Origin of the sequence: Limnohabitans sp., assembly GCF_044361645.1 — a bacterium.
In the GTDB taxonomy this organism is placed as follows: Bacteria; Pseudomonadota; Gammaproteobacteria; order Burkholderiales; family Burkholderiaceae_C; genus Limnohabitans_A.
This window is the reverse complement of sequence record NZ_JBIKIL010000095.1, coordinates 1-15,085: the sequence shown is the minus strand read 5'-3', so window position 1 is coordinate 15,085 and position 15,085 is coordinate 1. Positions and strand designations below refer to the sequence as shown.

The following is a 15,085-nucleotide window of genomic DNA, read 5'->3' as shown; positions in this document are numbered from 1 at the left end:
ATCGCGAGCGAAGCGTGGCGATCCATCGGTTTGGACTGCCGCGCTTCGCTCGCAGTGACAAAGCCTTCGTCATCGCGAGCATGCTGATATCTATCATCGCGAGCGCAGCAGATATCCGTCATCGCGAGCGCGCAGATATCCGTCATCGCGAGCGCACAGATATCCGTCATCGCGAGCGCACAGATATCCGTCATCGCGAGCGAAGCGTGGCGATCCATCGGTTTGGACTGCCGCGCTTCGCTCGCAGTGACAAAGCCTTCGTCATCGCGAGCATGCTGATATCCGTCATCGCGAGCGCAGCAGATACCCGTCATCGCGAGCGCACAGATATCCGTCATCGCAAGCGCACAGATATCCGTCATCGCGAGCGCACAGATATCCGTCATCGCGAGTGAAGCGTGGCGATCCATCAGCGCGGGGCCATGCGCAAAGCGCCGTCCAGGCGAATGACTTCACCGTTCAGGTGGTCGTTGTGCACGATGTGGCAGGCCAGTTCGGCGAACTCGCTGGGCTTGCCCAAGCGGGCAGGAAAGGGGATGCTGGCGGCCAAGGACTGCTGCACCGGCTCGGGCAAGCTGGCCAACAGGGGCGTCTTGAACAAGCCCGGCGCAATGGTGCACACGCGGATGCCGTGCTGCGCCAAGTCGCGCGCCATGGGCAGTGTCATGCCCACCACGCCGGCTTTGGATGCGCTGTAGGCCTGCTGGCCCACTTGCCCATCAAAAGCCGCGACCGAGGCGGTGAAGACCATCACGCCTTTCGCGCCATCTTCCAGCGGTTCCAGTTGGCTGCAGGCCTCGGCAAACATACGCGCCGCATTGTAAGTGCCGATCAGGTTGACGTTGATCACCTGGGCAAACGCTTCCAAGGGCGCGGCCTTGCCGTCTTTGCCGACCACCCGTTTGGCGGTGCCAATGCCAGCGATTTGCATCAAGATGCGCGCGGGGCCGTGGGCTGCGGCAGCGGTCTGAATGGCTTGGGCCATGCTGTCCGGGTCGGACACATTGCAGTGCACCGCGACGGCGCAGCCTGGGCCAAATTGCGCGTCAAGCGCTTGTGCTACGCGCTCGGCGTTGGCCATGTTCAGGTCCAGCACCGCGACCTTGGCGCCCAAACGGGCCAGTTCGCGGGCCGTGGCTTCTCCTAAACCAGAGCCACCACCGGTGACCAGGGCTGCTTGTCCTTGGATGTTCATGGGTTTGACTTTCTGTGATGGGTCGATGTGTCAACAGCGACTTGGGTTGGTGTTCTTGTCGGTGGCTTCAGCCCCGACAAATGTTTGCGGACCGGCACACCTGTCGGGGCTGAAGCCACCGACCAGGGATTCAAGGGCCTTGTGGATCAACAGCACATGGCCTCGTTTGGCCATACGTCCATGTCTTTGGGCGTTCATTGCGGTTGGATCGTGTGGGTCAGCGTGCCTTCGTGCAGCGCGGCCACGGTGGTCGCGCGGTGATGGAGCACCGAGCGCTGGTTGATCGAGCCCTTGTCGGTGATCTCGCCCTTGTCGATGGTGGGCGGCTCAGACAACAAGCAAAGGCGAGCAATGCGGTTGGCGCTGCCTGTGCTGGTTTGGGCCAGGGTGTTCACGATCTCCTGGAACTTGGCCAACACCGGAGCCGCGTTCAGCACATCGGCCATGGGCAAATCGGCGCTCAGCCCGCTCAAGGCGCGCACGGCCGGGGTGGGGAAGACCATGGCACCGACTTCTTTCAGGTTGATGCCCGTGAGCACCGCGTCTTGAATGTAGGGCGCGCCCGCTGCGATGATCTTGGCGCGCAGCGGCCCCACGCTCACAAAGGTGCCGGTGGCCAGCTTGAAGTCCTCGGCAATTCGGCCATCAAACTTCAAGCCCAAATGCAGGTCGTTCTTGTCGATCCATTGCACCGCGTCGCCGGTCTTGAAGAAGCCTTCTTCGTCAAACGCAGCTTGGGTTTCTTGCGGGTTGCGCCAGTAGCCGGGCGTGATGTTGGGGCCACGGTAGCGCACCTCGGTTTTGCCATCGGTGTCCACCAACTTGAGTTCCAGGCCCGGCGTGGGCACGCCCAAGTCGCCCGCTTGCACCAAGGGATTGGTCACAAAAATGCCAAACGGCCCGGACTCGGTCATGCCCAGGCCCGTGCCCATGACGATGCGCTCGCCCACTTCACGCTCTTGGCTGGCGTACAGGCTGTCCCAAATGGGCTGGGCCAAGGCTGCACCGGCATAAAAGAACATCTGCACCCGCGACAGCAGCGTTTTGCGCAGCTGGTCATCGGTTTGCATGGCGTTGGCAATCGCCTCAAAGCCGGTGGGCACGTTGAAGTACACCGTGGGCGCGATTTCGCGCAGGTTGCGCAGGGTCTCGTGCATCAAGGCGGGTGTGGGCTTGCCGTCGTCGATGTACAGCGTGCCGCCGTGGAACACCGTCATGCCAAAGTTGTGGTTGCCGCCAAAGGTGTGGTTCCAGGGCAGCCAGTCGACCAACACCAGTTCGCTGCTGGCCAGCACCGGCATGGACTGGGCCATTTGCTGTTGGTTGGCGCACCACAGGCGGTGGGTGTTGATGACGGCCTTGGGCAGTTTGGTCGAGCCACTGGTGAACAAAAACTTGGCGATGGTGTCGGGGCCGGTGGCGGCCATGGCGGCATCCACTGCGGGTGTGGCAGCGGTGGCGCACAGGCTGTCAAAGGCCGTGACCGTGCGGCCGGGCAGCTCGCCTTGGACCATCACCACTTCCATGTCGTCGCTCACGGTGGCGGCCATCGCTTTGGCATACCGGGCGTCCGATGCAAACACCAGACCGGGCGTGACGGTGCGCAGCACGTGCTTGAGTTTGTCGTAGTCCACACTGAGCAGTGAATAGGCCGGTGAGGTGGGCACATGCGGCACGCCCGCCACCAAACAGCCCAAGGCCAGCAGCGCGTGCTCTAGGCTGTTTTCGCTCAAGATGACCACCGGGCGCTCGGCGCTCAGGCCGCGCTGGATCAGGCTTTGCGCAATGCGGCGTGCGGTCTGCCACGCCTGTGTGTAGCTGATGTGCCGCCAGTCCCCCAGCGTGCCGTCGGCTTGTTTGACGCGCCGCGCCATGAAGCTTTTGTCCGGTTGCGTCTGCGCCCAGTGCTGCAGCCGCTCGCTCAGGCGGTCTGGAAAAGGCAGCAGTGCTTGTTCGGCTTTCACATACTGCGTGCCGGGCACGCCATTTTTCAAGCTGACACGGGTGACACCAAATTGCAGTGGGCGAAAACGAGGGGCTGTCATTGCGATTTACCTGTAGACCTTTTGGATGGCGTGTTTGGTGTTTGGCGTTTGGCGTTGAGCTTTCAGCGTTCAGTGTTCAGTGTTTGGCGTTCAGTGTTCGGTGTTAAGCGATGGGGAAGGTGGTTCGTTGAAAACGCCCAACGCCCAACGCCCAACGCCCAACGCCCAACGCCCAACGCCCAACGCCCAACGCCCAACGCCCAACGCTCAACGCTCAACGCTCAACGCTCAACGCTCAACGCCCAACGCCCAACGCCCAACGCCCAACGCCCAACGCCCATCGCCCATCGCCCAACGCCCAACGCTCAGGCTTTCTGTACCTTGGCCGCTTTGCCATCGAGAAAGGCGCGGACCCGGGCTTTGGCTTCGGGGGCGGCTTGTGCGATCGCGCACATCAGCGCTTCGGTGAGAAAACCGTGGTCGGCGGGTTGCTCGGCAATGCGGGGCAGGGCGTGTGTCAAGGCAAAGTTGGTCAGTGGCGCGTTGGTGGCGATGCGCTGTGCCAACTCCAAGGCCTTGGCCAAGGCGGTGCCGGTGGGCACCAGGTACTGCGCAAAGCCCACGCGCTCACCTTCCTGGGCGTCGTACACACGGCCCGTCAGCATCATGTCGGTCATGCGCGCTGTGCCAATCAGTTTGGGCACGCGCACCGAGCCGCCGCCGCCCACAAAAATGCCGCGAGTGCCTTCGGGCAAGGCGTAAAAAGCGCTTTCATCGGCCACGCGGATGTGGCTGGCGCTGGCCAACTCCAGCCCGCCACCCACCACCGCGCCGTGCAGTGCGCACACCACCGGCACCGGGCCTTGCTCGACCGCGTTCAGCGCCACATGCCAGCTGCGCGAGTGGTGCATGCCTTGGCCGGCATCGCGCTCTTTGAGTTCTGACAAATCCAGGCCCGCACAAAAGTGTTGGCCCTCGCCATGGATCACCGCCGCACGGGCCTCGGGCGGCAGGTTTTGGAACACATCGCGCAAGGCCTCGATCAGGGCGTCGTTCAGCGCGTTGCGCTTGGCCGGGCGGCACAGGCGCACCACCGCCACAGCGCCGTGCATCTCCAAAGCAACGCCTCGGGCGGCTGCGCGTTCAAGGACGGGGTTTTGGCTGGGCGTCATTTGGGGGCTTTCGGCGAACTTGACAGCAAGGCCAAGAAGCTTATTATTGATAACCATATTGTGATGAGTCTAGCCGCCCACAGGGCTTGGTGCTTTCCCTAGGTGGTGCCCCCTTTGTGACGTTCAGTCCGGCGTGTGACGAGCGCTGGGGTGGCCCTGGGCTATGGTTCACCAGCACCGACACCATCACCGACACCATCACCGACAGTTGGCCAAGGAAACCCATGAAACACGAAGACCTGATCGCGATTGACATCCACACCCACGCCGAAGTGAGTTGCTGGAACCCGTTTGACAACTACGGCGAAGAGTACGACCGCGCAGCCGACAAGTTCTTTGGCAGCGACCGCCGCCCGACCATCGCACAGACCGTGGCCTATTACCGCGAACGCAAGCTGGGCCTGGTCATGTTCACGGTGGACAGCGAGTCGCAGCTGGGCCGCAGGCGCATCCCGAACGAAGAAATCGCCAAGGCCGCGCGCGAGAACAGCGACATGATGATCGCGTTTGCCAGCATCGACCCACACAAGGGCAAGATGGGTGCGCGCGAGGCCGAGCGCTTGATCAAGGAGGAAGGCATCAAGGGCTTCAAGTTCCACCCCACGGTGCAGGGCTACCACCCCTACGACAAGATGGCTTGGCCGATCTACGAGGTGATCAACGAACACAAGCTGCCCGCGATTTTCCATACCGGCCACAGCGGCATTGGCTCGGGCATGCGCTGCGGCGGTGGCCTGCGCCTGGCCTACAGCAACCCCATGCACCTGGACGATGTGGCCATCGACTGGCCCGACATGCAGATCGTCATGGCGCACCCCAGTTTTCCTTGGCAAGACGAGGCCTTGAGTGTGGCCACGCACAAGCCCAATGTCTGGCTTGACCTGTCCGGCTGGAGTCCCAAGTACTTCCCCAAACAACTGGTGCAGTACGCCAACACCTTGCTGAAGGACCGCGTGCTGTTTGGCAGCGACTACCCGCTCATCACCCCAGAGCGCTGGATGAAAGACTTCGAGGTGGCGGGCTTCAAGCCCGAGGTGATGCCCGGCATCTTGAAGGGCAATGCGGTGCGTTTGCTGGGCCTGGACAAAACTGCGGGCGTCTCAAGCCTGGTGTGAGCCCTGCAGACCAGCGCTGCGGCAATGCTTTTCAGGGCAGCGGCGCTGGGGCGTTTGCATGGCTTGGCGCACGGCCCTTTTTGACAACCCAGTTTTCATCAGCCTCTGCCCGGTTCTTTCTCCCTGGTCCCTGCCTTGAGCCGGGGTCCAGAAAGCACAGCGGGTTTGGCAAAGGGCAGCGGTGCACCCTGCATTGCGGGTGTGCAGCTGCCAGGGCAGCTTTTGGCGAGCGAAGGTGTTGCCACTTGGGCAGGCCGGATCAAGAGACCTCAGGGCTGGGGGGGTGTTTTTCATCGCCGGGGCGCATGCCCTTGAGCCAATAGACCCAGGACAAAATCACCGCGACGGCGGTGTACAGCTCGGGGGGGATTTCTTTGTCCAAGTCGATGCGGCTGAGCAAGGCCAGGAGTTGGGGGTCTTCGGCCACGTACACGCCGTGGCGCTGCGCTTCGTCGATGATGCGCTGCGCCAACTCGTCCTCGCCTTTGGCACTGATGATGGGGGTTTTGCGCTTGCCATACTCCAGTGCAATGGCCTCTTTCAGCGGGGCTTTCATGTTTGCACATCCAGCAAGCTGCCGGTTGCGGGTGGGCTCCAGGGCACGGGCTCGGCTGGCCCGGGGCCGTGAATCACTTGCAGGCGGGTCATGTTCAGGCCAGCGCTGTCGAGTTCCTCGGCCAAATTGGGCGACATGTCGCGGGCGCGTTGCACCACGTCTTCGCGCAATGCCCACATCACCATGTCCACTTGGGTTTCGCTGCTGATGCGGGTTTGCAGCCAGACCTCGCCCAGATCGCGGTTGCGGGTGTGCAGGTGGATCACCAGAGGGGCTTTTTCTTCCCCCGGTGCGTGCCGACCGCGCACAAAGCGCAAAGCCACAGGCTCGGTGTCGGCAAATGGCAGCATCATTGAAAACACCCATTCGCGGCTGGTCAAGGTCTCGGCGGCGGTGATTTGCCGCGACTCGATGTCATCTACCGCATCTTGAATGCGACCCAAAGCCTCGCCCCCTGTGGTTTGCAGCCACCGCAGGAGTTGCCGCAGACCCGATTTGAGGTCGATCACACCGCTGGCTTGACCGTTCAGCAAGGCCGCCTCGGTCATCCAGCCGCTGCGCTGCATCAGTTGTTGCAGCTTGTCGGGCGTCAACTGGGCCATGCTGGGGCGCAGGTTTTGCCATTGCTGCAAGGCCGCCAGACCCGGCGTGGCGGGGCTGAGGTTTTGCAGCAAGCTGTCCAGCCCGCCCGGTCGCAGCAGCTGGGCCAAGGCCGCCATGTCGGGCGGCCTGAAGCCCAGTTGTTGTGCGCGCTGGGGCATTTGTGCCTCGCCAGTTGGGGCCCCGACCGTGCCCGCTGCTTTGGCTTGCGCTTGCAAGGGGCGCAGCCAAATGGAGCCGTCGTTTTGCACTTGCACCCGAAACAAAGCCGTGTCGCCCGCCGCCAAGCGCAGCCCGGCGGGCAGCTCTTTGGGCAGGTCAATGAAGCGTCCGGCTTGGGCTGGGTCTTTGAATTGCAGCCGCAGCCGGTCCAGCTTGGTTTCGACGGTGGCTTGCACCACTTGGCCATCGCGCAAGGCCAAGTCGGCCGCTGTGCGCTCCACCACCAGGGGCAAGCGCCCTTCCAAAAAAATGCTCGGGGTCTTGGGGTTCAGGTGGGCGGTTTCCGCCCCGGTGATCATGTGGTCGCTCGGTTTGGCATCACGGAAAGCGCACCCAACGGCGTTTGTCGCCGGGCTTGTGCAAGACCGTATCGTCCGCTTGCGGTTCAAACCAAACGCCAGTGGCCGGGTGTTGTTGCAGCAGCATGTGGCGCAAAACCGCCATGCTGGGCACTTGCAAGGTGGTGCCCGCGCGCATCAGGTGCGCTGAACCGCTGGGAAAGGCCTGCGGGTTCAGGGCCACAAAGGCTTTGCGCAAAAAATCGGCGCGCAACGGCACATTGGGTAAAGTCCGGGCGATCACGCGGTCCAAGGTATCGCCTCTTTGCACGGTGATGGTGGGGCCTGGCGGTGCGGGCATCGCCGGGCCTGCAGGCGCAAGGGCAGCGCCGCCAGAAAAGGTCACCAGCGCCGTGGTGGTCAATTGCTGAGCGGCAGCGCTGCCTGACACCGCATCAGACCCCAACAAGGCCTTCAGAGCCGATGTGGCCGCTGAACTGTCTGCAGCCCGCACAGCCAAAGGCCAGCAGGTCACAGCCACAGCAATGACCCAAGCCAAGCCCCAAGTGCCATGCCCCGGCGCAACTTGGCCCCAGCGCACTGCAAGGGCAGCAGATGTCAAAGAGGCAGTTGTGGACATGGTGGTTTCCAGTTGGGGTGAGGGCTGAGTGCGGTGTTCAGGTGCAGTATTCAGGTGCAGTATTCAGCTGCGGTGTTCACAAAGGCAAGGCCAACCAAGGTCCGGGGCTGGTCAGTGCGGGGCCAGCCAGGGCTTGCAGTTCGGTGCGGTGCGGGCCGACTTTGACCACCTCGGCCAGCGCCAGATGTTGGGCCACACCGGCTTCGAGCATGCGGCTAGGCACTTGGCTGGGGTTCATCAGCAAGACACGGTCGCCGGGGCGCAGACCGCTGTCGCTGCCCGCTTGCAACTCCAGTTGCTGAGCACCTTGGCGACGCACATGAAATTGCACCGGCTCGCACTCGGTGTGTTTGTCCAGTTGAGCCACCCAGGCGTGCATTTGCTTTTGCAGATCGCCTTGCAAACGCTGGGCCCAAGCGCTCGGGTTATCGGCCATCTGCTTGGGCGACAGGGCAAACACCTGACTAACTTGCCACTGCACCGACAAAGGGGCCGATGCGCTGTGCCTTTGACCCAGGCTCAGGCTCAAGGTCCAGCGCCACAGGGGCTCGGGCGCAGTCCAACTGAGTCGGCCAGTCCAAGCGCTGTCGGCAGCTGGGGCATGCGGCACCAGCGACAGCTCGGCGGCCCATCCACTGGGGGCCTCGGCTTGGCCGGTCAAGGCACGCCAATACGCCTGGCCCGCTGGGCTGGCTTGACCGGCAGCTGCCAAGGCGGGCAGCGCTTGTGCACGCCAGCGCTGAGAGGCTTGCATGTGTTGGCTCCAAGACTGTTGGGCCAAATTCAGCAGAGTCTGGCTGGCAAACTGCTGCGGCCCACTGAAGCCTTCGGGCGTCAAGGTCTGCACCAACAAAGGCAAGCGCCATGGCCGTGGCGGCGCGGTGCAGGCGGCGCCCGCCTTGGGGTCCGCGCCCGAGGGCTTCCAGCCCCAAGGCAAGACCTCGGCACTGACCTGGGTTTGCGGCTCATCGTCTTGCACATAAGACATCACCCGCACACCGCGCACCTGCGCCTCGGAGTGAAAGTGCGTGCTCTCGTGCAAGGCACCTTTGTCGTCCACCCAAGCCGAGCTGATCACCCGCGTTGGGCGCTCCAGCGTGGCGTGCAAGATGGCTTGCCGAATGGCGGCCAGTTGTGCTTCATTTTGGGCTTGGGCCTGGTCTTGTCGCGACGCGCCCGGTTTGCCCTGCGTTTTGGCTTGGACCACCGCCTGCACCGGGGCCGAAACCAAGGCTCTGGCGGCCAACTCGGCTGGGCCGAGGTTTTGCGCCATCACCCAGCCTTGGGCGCTGCACGCCAGCAGACCCGCGATGGCCTGCAAGCCGGCCCAGCGGCGGGCTGAACCGGGTGCAAGCTTTTGGGCCGCCGTGGCGCGCCCCCCGGGCGTTGCACTGTGCGGCGACAAGCGGGCAAGCAAGTGAGGTGGCGTGGTCATTGGCATGGTCAGCGGCAAGGGCGGTGCAAGCGGGCGCATCGGGCAAAACTTGGTGGGTCTCTCAGCGCCTGCGGGCGCTCAGTTGGCCCAAATACAGGGTGCGCAAATCGCGCACAACGTGTTGGTCCAAGGACATGGTGGTCTCGTAGGTGTCATCACCCACAGGGGTGATGCTGACCACGGTGGCACCATAAATCACACCTTCCACTTTGGCCCGAAAGGTGTCGCTCAAAATGGTCATGTCGGCCACGGTGGTGGTGGCATCGAGCTGCTGGCCATACACCTGTTCGGTCAGGGAGCGGTACGCGTCCAGTTTGGAGGCCCGAATGGCCAACAAACGCTGTTGTGCCGGGGTTTTGTGGTTTTGCACGCTGATCACCGCGTAGCCGGTGGCCACCAAGGTTTCGCGCTTTTCAACCAGCGGAGTGATCATGGACGCAGGCGCAGGCGCGGGCACGCCGTTGTTGGCGTGCTGCTCAGTCTGTTTTTCAAGGTCCAAACTGTGCAAAGGCACGCTCTGGCAGCCCGCCAGGCCCCAGGCGGTGAGCAAAGTGGTGGTCAATAAGAGTCGAGGGGTCATTGGGCTTCTCCGTGTGCGCACACCAGCACCAAGCCCATTGGCATGCCGCTCAGGTGTAACTTGATCTGTACATCGGCAGCACAGGCCAATTCTTGAGCCCCAACGAGGTTTTGCTGTTGTTTTGCAACGGCTGAACAAGCCCCAATTGTAAAATATGTCAAATAAACCATAAATTTGACAATAAAGTGTATTTTTCTTAAATTACTTGCTAGAATAGCGTTTGTTAATATGAAAACGATAAATTCGTTAAATTGACAAATATCAGAACTGCTTGATCTCTGGGTCACCTGCTCGGTGCCCAGCCGCTCAGGGCAGACAAGACCGACACCTTGCCACACCGGATTGCCATGAAAGCCAGTGCCAAAACCCACATCATCGGCCAAAGCCAAGCCACGCAGTTCCTGCGCGAACTGATCCGAACCTTGGCGGCCTCTTCGTCCACCGCCTTGGTCACGGGCGAGAGCGGCACGGGCAAAGAGCTGGTGGCCCAAGCCCTGCACGCCCAAGGCCCCCGGGGCGGTGGGCCGTTTGTGCCGATCAACTGCGGCGCCATTCCACGCGAGCTGATCGAAAGCGAGCTGTTTGGGCACCGCAAAGGCACCTTCACCGGTGCCGTGGCCGACCGGTTGGGCCGCTTTGAGTTGGCGCACGGCGGCACCTTGTTTTTGGACGAAATCGGCGACCTGCCCATGGACATGCAAGTCAAGTTGCTGCGGGTCTTGCAAGAGCGTTGCATTTTGCCCGTGGGCGCATCGCGCGAGGTGCCCATCGATGTGCGTGTGGTGGCGGCCACCCACAAAAACCTCGAAGACGAAGTGGCCGCTGGCCGTTTTCGCGAAGATTTGTACTACCGCATCAACGTGTTGCCGGTCTGCACCACGCCGCTGCGCGAGCGGCCCGATGACATCGCCTCCTTGCTCCAGTTTTACGCCGAAAAACACGCCTTGCCAGGCAACCGCGCTTTGAAGTTTGCGCCCGACATGCTGGACATGCTGCAAGCCTACGTTTGGCCTGGCAATGTGCGCGAGCTGTCCAATTTGGTGGACCGTTTCTCAACCCTGTTTCCATCGCAAACCCTGCAGGTGCACAGCGTGCCCGCCTGCATGATGCCCTCGGGCATGGCCGCTTTGCAAGCGCAACGCCTGAGCGCATCACCAAAGCGTGAACCCGAGACCCCGGCTGCGCTTGTGCTGGCAGCGGCTGAACCGAGCGGCTTGCACGCGAATGCCCAAGCCGCCACTTTGCCAGCGCCACCCGAGCCCTGCCCTTGGGGCGCAAGCGACCCCTTGACCCATCTCTTGTTTGGTGGGGACACGCCCAAAAGCATGCAGCCGCCAAGGCCGAACCAGCCCGTAAGTTTTTTGGGCGCAGGCGCAGAGCTTGGTTTCGCCTCGAACGACGAGATGAGCTCGGTTGAAGAGGTCATTTTGTTGGCCCAAGGCATTGCGACCTTGCCGCCCGATGGCATCTCGCTCAAGCAGCACCTGATCGACATTGAGCGCCATTTGATCGAGCAAGCGCTCAACCGCACCTCGGGCAATGTGTCGCAAACCGCGCGACTGCTGCAGCTGCAACGCACCACGCTGATTGAAAAGATCAACAAATACGAATTGCGTGCAGTTGGGTGAACGCTCAGTGCTTGTGCCTGAGGCACCCGCGATCTTCAGGGCTTGGCGTCCATCACCAACAAGAAGGGGCGTTTTTGCGTCACCACCTCTTTGCAAATCGAATGGCCATTGAAGGTGTACACGGTGCACCCCATCGACGGGCCGTTCAGGCTGGTCGACGAGGTCCAGTAATTGGTGATCTGAATACTCGGAAACACACGGGTGTCCAGTGCCGGGTTGGTGCAATGGTCCTGCTTGAGGGTGCCCATTTCGCCCACCGTGGGCAAGCGCCAAGGCTGGCCCGCACGGCCGGCGAACTCGGCTGCATAAGCCAGCGCGTCCTGGCGTTGCAACTCGATGGCATCGCCCACGCACTGGTCGTTGGAAAAGCGTTGCCCCGCGCTGCATCGGTACCAGCGCAGGCCCTCGGCCTTGTCCAGTGCGCTGCCAATGGCGTCGATCTGCATGGCCACCGGGTGACCCGTGTCCAGGAAGCTGCTGCACTGGGGCAAGCTTGAGTAGCGCTCGCACCCAGCCAAAAAAAACAGGGGCAGTGCGGAGACGGTCAGGATTTTGAACATGGGTTTGAGCAAAGCAACTGAATGAAAGGATCGACATGAAACACATCAACTTGAGTGCGCTTTTCTTGCAGCATAGCGTCAAGAAACGCACGCTGCTGCCGATACGCTTTATGCCATGATGAACAACACAAGCCAAAAGCGTTTGCGCTGAGCCCTAACCGAATCATTCACCTTCAACCGACATCAAAATTTATGGATATCGCAACCATCACTGGCTTTGTGGCCACCTTTGGTCTTATTTATATGTCCTTAGGAGGCGACCCCGGGCCTTTTATCGATATGCCTTCCATTTACATTGTGGTTCTAGGCACGCTCACGGCCGTTCTGGCACGAAGCTCTTTCCCCGAATTCATTGGCTCCATCGGCGTGGCCCTCAAAACGGTCAAGTTCAAAATCGATGCACCCGAGGCCCTGATTGAAAAGCTGGTCGAGCTGGGCACCATCGCCCGCAAGGACGGCATGATCGCCCTGGAAGGCCAAGACATCGCCAACAAATTCATGGCCAGCGGCATCCGCATGCTGGTGGACGGCTCCGAGCCCGCCATGATTCGCGCCACCCTGGAGCGCGAGATGGACATGATCAAAAAACGCAACACCGAAGGCATGGCTTTCATCGCCTCGGCGCAGGAGATCGCGCCCGCCATGGGCATGATCGGCACCCTGGTCGGCCTGGTGCTGATGCTGGGCAACATGAGTGACCCCAAGTCCATTGGCCCGGCGATGGCCGTGGCCTTGCTCACCACCTTGTACGGCGCGATCATCGCCAACGTGATCTGCATCCCCTTGAACCAAAAACTGGCCAAACTCGACCTGGCCGAATCGCTCAACCATGAGCTGATCATTGAAGGGGTGATGTTCATCCAAAGCGGTGCCAACCCCCGCATGCTGCCCGATTTGCTGATGCCCTTTGTCAGCCCCAAGGCGCGCGCCAAGCTTGAAGCCTCAGCGACCTGACCGAGGGCCTCAACGTGCCAGATACCACCCCAGAAGCGGTCGAAGAAGCCCCGGCCAAGCCTGCCAAACCCTTTGGGCCAGACGACTGCCCCAAGTGCAAAGAATGCCCACCTTGCAAAGCCGGTGCGCCCGGCTGGATGGCCACCTTTGCCGACATGGCCACGCTGCTCATGGCCTTTTTTGTGCTGCTCTTGTCCTTTGCCGAGATGAACGTGCCCAAGTTCAAGCAAATCAATGGCTCCATGAAGAACTCCTTTGGTGTGCAGCGCCTGATCCCCACGGTGGAGCCGCCCAAAGCCCAAAGCCTGATTGCGCAGCACTTCACGCCCTCGGTGGCCGAGCCCACACCCATCAAAACCGTGCAGCAGCAAACCACCGACGACCGCAAAGAAAACGTCGAACTCAAAACCGACGTGGCCCCCGAAGCGCAGCAAGCGCTCGAAGCCACCAAACAAGCCTTGGCCCAAGAAATTGGCCGGGGCGAGGCCCAGGTCAAATTGGAGGCTGGCAAAGTGGTGGTCGAGATGACGGCCACCCCTTCAGGTGGTGGTTCCGGGCCCTCGGGCAGCAGCCAAGGGGGCAGTGCGGCATCGGGCGCACAAAGCGCAGGCGCATCGGCCTCGGGTGCCGCCGCTGGCGGGGCTTCGGCCGCGGGCGCACAAGCGGCGGGTGCTGCTGCCAAAGGGGCCAAGCAAGCGGGCGCCGTGTCGCAAGGCGAGATCGAATTTTTTGCCAAAGTGGCCGACGTGCAGTCGCAAGTCCAGGCCGCTGTCGAAGTGCGCGATGTGCGCACCGCTTCGGCCCAAAGTGCAGCCAAGGGGGGCAGCTCGGGTGCTGGTGGTGGTGGCATGAATGCCGATGCCGAGTTGCAGCGCATCCGCAAAGATTTGGCCAAAGAAATTGAGCAAGGCAAAGCCGAGGTCATGCGCGACGGGGCCAAGATCATCATCCGCTTGGCCGAGCAAGGCTCCTTCCGCTCGGGCAATGCCGACCTGCAGCCGGGCTTCATGTCTTTGCTGGGCGAGGTGAGCAAGTCCGTCAGCAGCACCCAAGGCCGCGTGTTCATCGAGGGCCACACCGACAACGTGCCGGTGGTCTTCAACGAACGCTTTCGCTCCAACTGGGATTTGTCGGGTGCCCGTGCAGGCGCGGTGGCCGACTACATGTCGTCGACGGGCGGCTTGGGCGCAGGGCGCTTGAGCGTGTCGGGCTTTGCCGACACCAAACCACTTGACAGCAACGACTCTGTGAACGGCCGAGCCCGCAACCGCCGCATCGAAATCATCATCGACGGCGCGGGTTGAAGACCACACGGGCCGACCAAGCTCGACGGGTGTTGATACGCCCCATGGTGCTTTGGGGGTGGGTGGTTTGAAGGGCTGGCAGGCGCTGCGACCCAACGATCACCACACGACAGTAAAAATGGACTGCCACGTCGCTGCGCTCCTCGCAGTGACGGCGGTGTTGGGGTGCATCCGCTGCTGCCCCGTCATCGCGACGAAGGAAGCGATCCATGGACTGCCGCGTCGCTGCGCTCCTCGCAGTGACGGCGGTGTTGGAGTACATCTGATACTGCCCCGTCATCGCGACGAAGGAAGCGATCCATGGACTGCCGCGTCGCTGCGCTCCTCGCAGTGACGGCGGTGTTGGGGTGCATCCGCTGCTGCCCCGTCATCGCGACGAAGGAAGCGATCCATGGACTGCCGCGTCGCTGCGCTCCTCGCAGTGACGGCGGTGTTGGGGTACATCCGCTGCTGATCTGTCATGACGAGGGGCAAAGCGACTCGCCCAACACGTCATCGCGACGGAGGAAGCGACTCGCCCAACCCGTCATCGCGACGAAGGAAGCGATCCATGGACTGCCGCGTCGCTGCGCTCCTCGCAGTGACGGAGGTGTTGGGGTACATCTGCTACCGCCCTGTCATCGCGACGAAGGAAGCGACCCGCCCAAGCTGTCATCGCGACGAAGGAAGCGATCCATGGACTGCCACGTCGCTGCGCTCCTCGCAGTGACGGCGGTGTTGGCTTACATCCGCTACTGCCCCGTCATCGCGACGAAGCAAGTGACCTTTCCAACCCGTCATCGCGACGAAGGAAGCGATCCATGGACTGCCGCGTCGCTGCGCTCCTCGCAGTGACGGCGGTGTTGGAGTACATCTGATACT

At 62.1% G+C, this 15,085-nt stretch carries 16 protein-coding genes and 2 pseudogenes; 7 read left to right on the top strand and 11 right to left on the bottom strand.

The window, feature by feature from the left end; translation table 11 throughout:
* The 3 genes from ACIQ39_RS14170 to ACIQ39_RS14160 form a co-directional block, all read right to left on the bottom strand.
* Positions 1-410: hypothetical protein (locus tag ACIQ39_RS14170; protein ID WP_396435249.1), on the bottom strand; the 410-nt coding region annotated here is incomplete at its 3' end.
* Entirely contained in the window at positions 410-1,195 is a 786-nt protein-coding gene (locus tag ACIQ39_RS14165) for an SDR family NAD(P)-dependent oxidoreductase (RefSeq protein WP_396435248.1), read from the bottom strand. The genes ACIQ39_RS14165 and ACIQ39_RS14170, both read right to left, overlap by 1 nt.
* 194 nt (positions 1,196-1,389) lie before the next feature.
* Complete coding sequence (locus ACIQ39_RS14160; RefSeq protein WP_396435247.1) at positions 1,390-3,240, bottom strand: feruloyl-CoA synthase; 1,851 nt, start codon at positions 3,238-3,240, stop codon at positions 1,390-1,392.
* A 30-nt stretch (positions 3,241-3,270) separates the two neighbouring features.
* Between ACIQ39_RS14160 and ACIQ39_RS14155 the strand changes: the two are divergent.
* Positions 3,271-3,513, top strand: a pseudogene (locus tag ACIQ39_RS14155) (exodeoxyribonuclease V subunit gamma); the annotation flags it as partial.
* Positions 3,434-3,649, top strand: a pseudogene (locus tag ACIQ39_RS14150) (GNAT family acetyltransferase); the annotation flags it as partial. The pseudogenes ACIQ39_RS14155 and ACIQ39_RS14150, both read left to right, overlap by 80 nt.
* On the opposite strand, the gene ACIQ39_RS14145 reads toward ACIQ39_RS14150, so the two are convergent.
* Positions 3,546-4,292, bottom strand: a complete 747-nt coding sequence (locus ACIQ39_RS14145; protein ID WP_396435250.1) for a crotonase/enoyl-CoA hydratase family protein — start codon at positions 4,290-4,292, stop codon at positions 3,546-3,548. The pseudogene ACIQ39_RS14150 and the gene ACIQ39_RS14145 sit on opposite strands and share 104 nt — an antisense overlap.
* A gap of 284 nt (positions 4,293-4,576) precedes the next feature.
* Here ACIQ39_RS14145 and ACIQ39_RS14140 point away from each other — a divergent pair, with 284 nt between their 5' ends.
* Positions 4,577-5,467, top strand: a complete 891-nt coding sequence (locus ACIQ39_RS14140) for an amidohydrolase family protein (protein WP_396435246.1) — start codon at positions 4,577-4,579, stop codon at positions 5,465-5,467.
* Positions 5,468-5,726: 259 nt separating this feature from the next.
* Here the strand turns inward: ACIQ39_RS14140 and ACIQ39_RS14135 are convergent, their stop codons facing one another.
* The 6 genes from ACIQ39_RS14135 to ACIQ39_RS14110 all read right to left on the bottom strand — a co-directional run bounded on the left by ACIQ39_RS14135 (position 5,727) and on the right by ACIQ39_RS14110 (position 10,167).
* Positions 5,727-6,023 carry an EscU/YscU/HrcU family type III secretion system export apparatus switch protein gene (locus tag ACIQ39_RS14135; RefSeq protein ID WP_396435245.1) on the bottom strand — a complete coding sequence of 99 codons (297 nt, stop codon included), beginning with the start codon at positions 6,021-6,023 and terminating at the stop codon, positions 5,727-5,729.
* Positions 6,020-7,144, bottom strand: coding sequence for a hypothetical protein (locus ACIQ39_RS14130; protein WP_396435244.1), 1,125 nt, complete (start codon positions 7,142-7,144; stop codon positions 6,020-6,022). The genes ACIQ39_RS14135 and ACIQ39_RS14130 overlap by 4 nt, the downstream gene beginning before the upstream one ends.
* Before the next feature lie 19 nt (positions 7,145-7,163).
* Positions 7,164-7,763 carry a hypothetical protein gene (locus ACIQ39_RS14125; RefSeq protein ID WP_396435243.1) on the bottom strand — a complete coding sequence of 200 codons (600 nt, stop codon included), beginning with the start codon at positions 7,761-7,763 and terminating at the stop codon, positions 7,164-7,166.
* Between the two features lie 76 nt (positions 7,764-7,839).
* Positions 7,840-9,198, bottom strand: coding sequence for a hypothetical protein (locus ACIQ39_RS14120; RefSeq protein ID WP_396435242.1), 1,359 nt, complete (start codon positions 9,196-9,198; stop codon positions 7,840-7,842).
* A gap of 61 nt (positions 9,199-9,259) precedes the next feature.
* Positions 9,260-9,778, bottom strand: a complete 519-nt coding sequence (locus tag ACIQ39_RS14115; RefSeq protein WP_396435241.1) for an LPP20 family lipoprotein — start codon at positions 9,776-9,778, stop codon at positions 9,260-9,262.
* A complete protein-coding gene (locus ACIQ39_RS14110; RefSeq protein ID WP_396435240.1) occupies positions 9,775-10,167 on the bottom strand; it encodes a hypothetical protein in 393 nt (130 codons plus the stop codon). The genes ACIQ39_RS14115 and ACIQ39_RS14110 overlap by 4 nt, the downstream gene beginning before the upstream one ends.
* Between ACIQ39_RS14110 and ACIQ39_RS14105 the strand changes: the two genes are divergently transcribed.
* Positions 10,126-11,406, top strand: a complete 1,281-nt coding sequence (locus ACIQ39_RS14105) for a sigma-54 interaction domain-containing protein (protein WP_396435239.1) — start codon at positions 10,126-10,128, stop codon at positions 11,404-11,406. The genes ACIQ39_RS14110 and ACIQ39_RS14105 overlap by 42 nt on opposite strands.
* A 35-nt stretch (positions 11,407-11,441) precedes the next feature.
* Here ACIQ39_RS14105 and ACIQ39_RS14100 read toward each other — a convergent pair whose 3' ends face one another.
* Positions 11,442-11,966, bottom strand: coding sequence for a DUF1566 domain-containing protein (locus ACIQ39_RS14100; protein WP_396435238.1), 525 nt, complete (start codon positions 11,964-11,966; stop codon positions 11,442-11,444).
* A gap of 192 nt (positions 11,967-12,158) precedes the next feature.
* Between ACIQ39_RS14100 and ACIQ39_RS14095 the strand changes: the two genes are divergently transcribed.
* The 3 genes from ACIQ39_RS14095 (at position 12,159) to ACIQ39_RS14085 (ending at position 15,058) form a co-directional block, all read left to right on the top strand.
* A complete protein-coding gene (locus ACIQ39_RS14095) occupies positions 12,159-12,920 on the top strand; it encodes a MotA/TolQ/ExbB proton channel family protein (RefSeq protein ID WP_396435237.1) in 762 nt (253 codons plus the stop codon).
* Between the two features lie 14 nt (positions 12,921-12,934).
* Positions 12,935-14,224: a flagellar motor protein MotB gene (locus ACIQ39_RS14090; protein WP_396435236.1), complete on the top strand. Its 1,290-nt coding sequence runs from the start codon at positions 12,935-12,937 to the stop codon at positions 14,222-14,224.
* Between the two features lie 675 nt (positions 14,225-14,899).
* Positions 14,900-15,058: a hypothetical protein gene (locus ACIQ39_RS14085; protein ID WP_396435235.1), complete on the top strand. Its 159-nt coding sequence runs from the start codon at positions 14,900-14,902 to the stop codon at positions 15,056-15,058.
* The last annotated feature ends 27 nt before the right edge of the window (positions 15,059-15,085 follow it).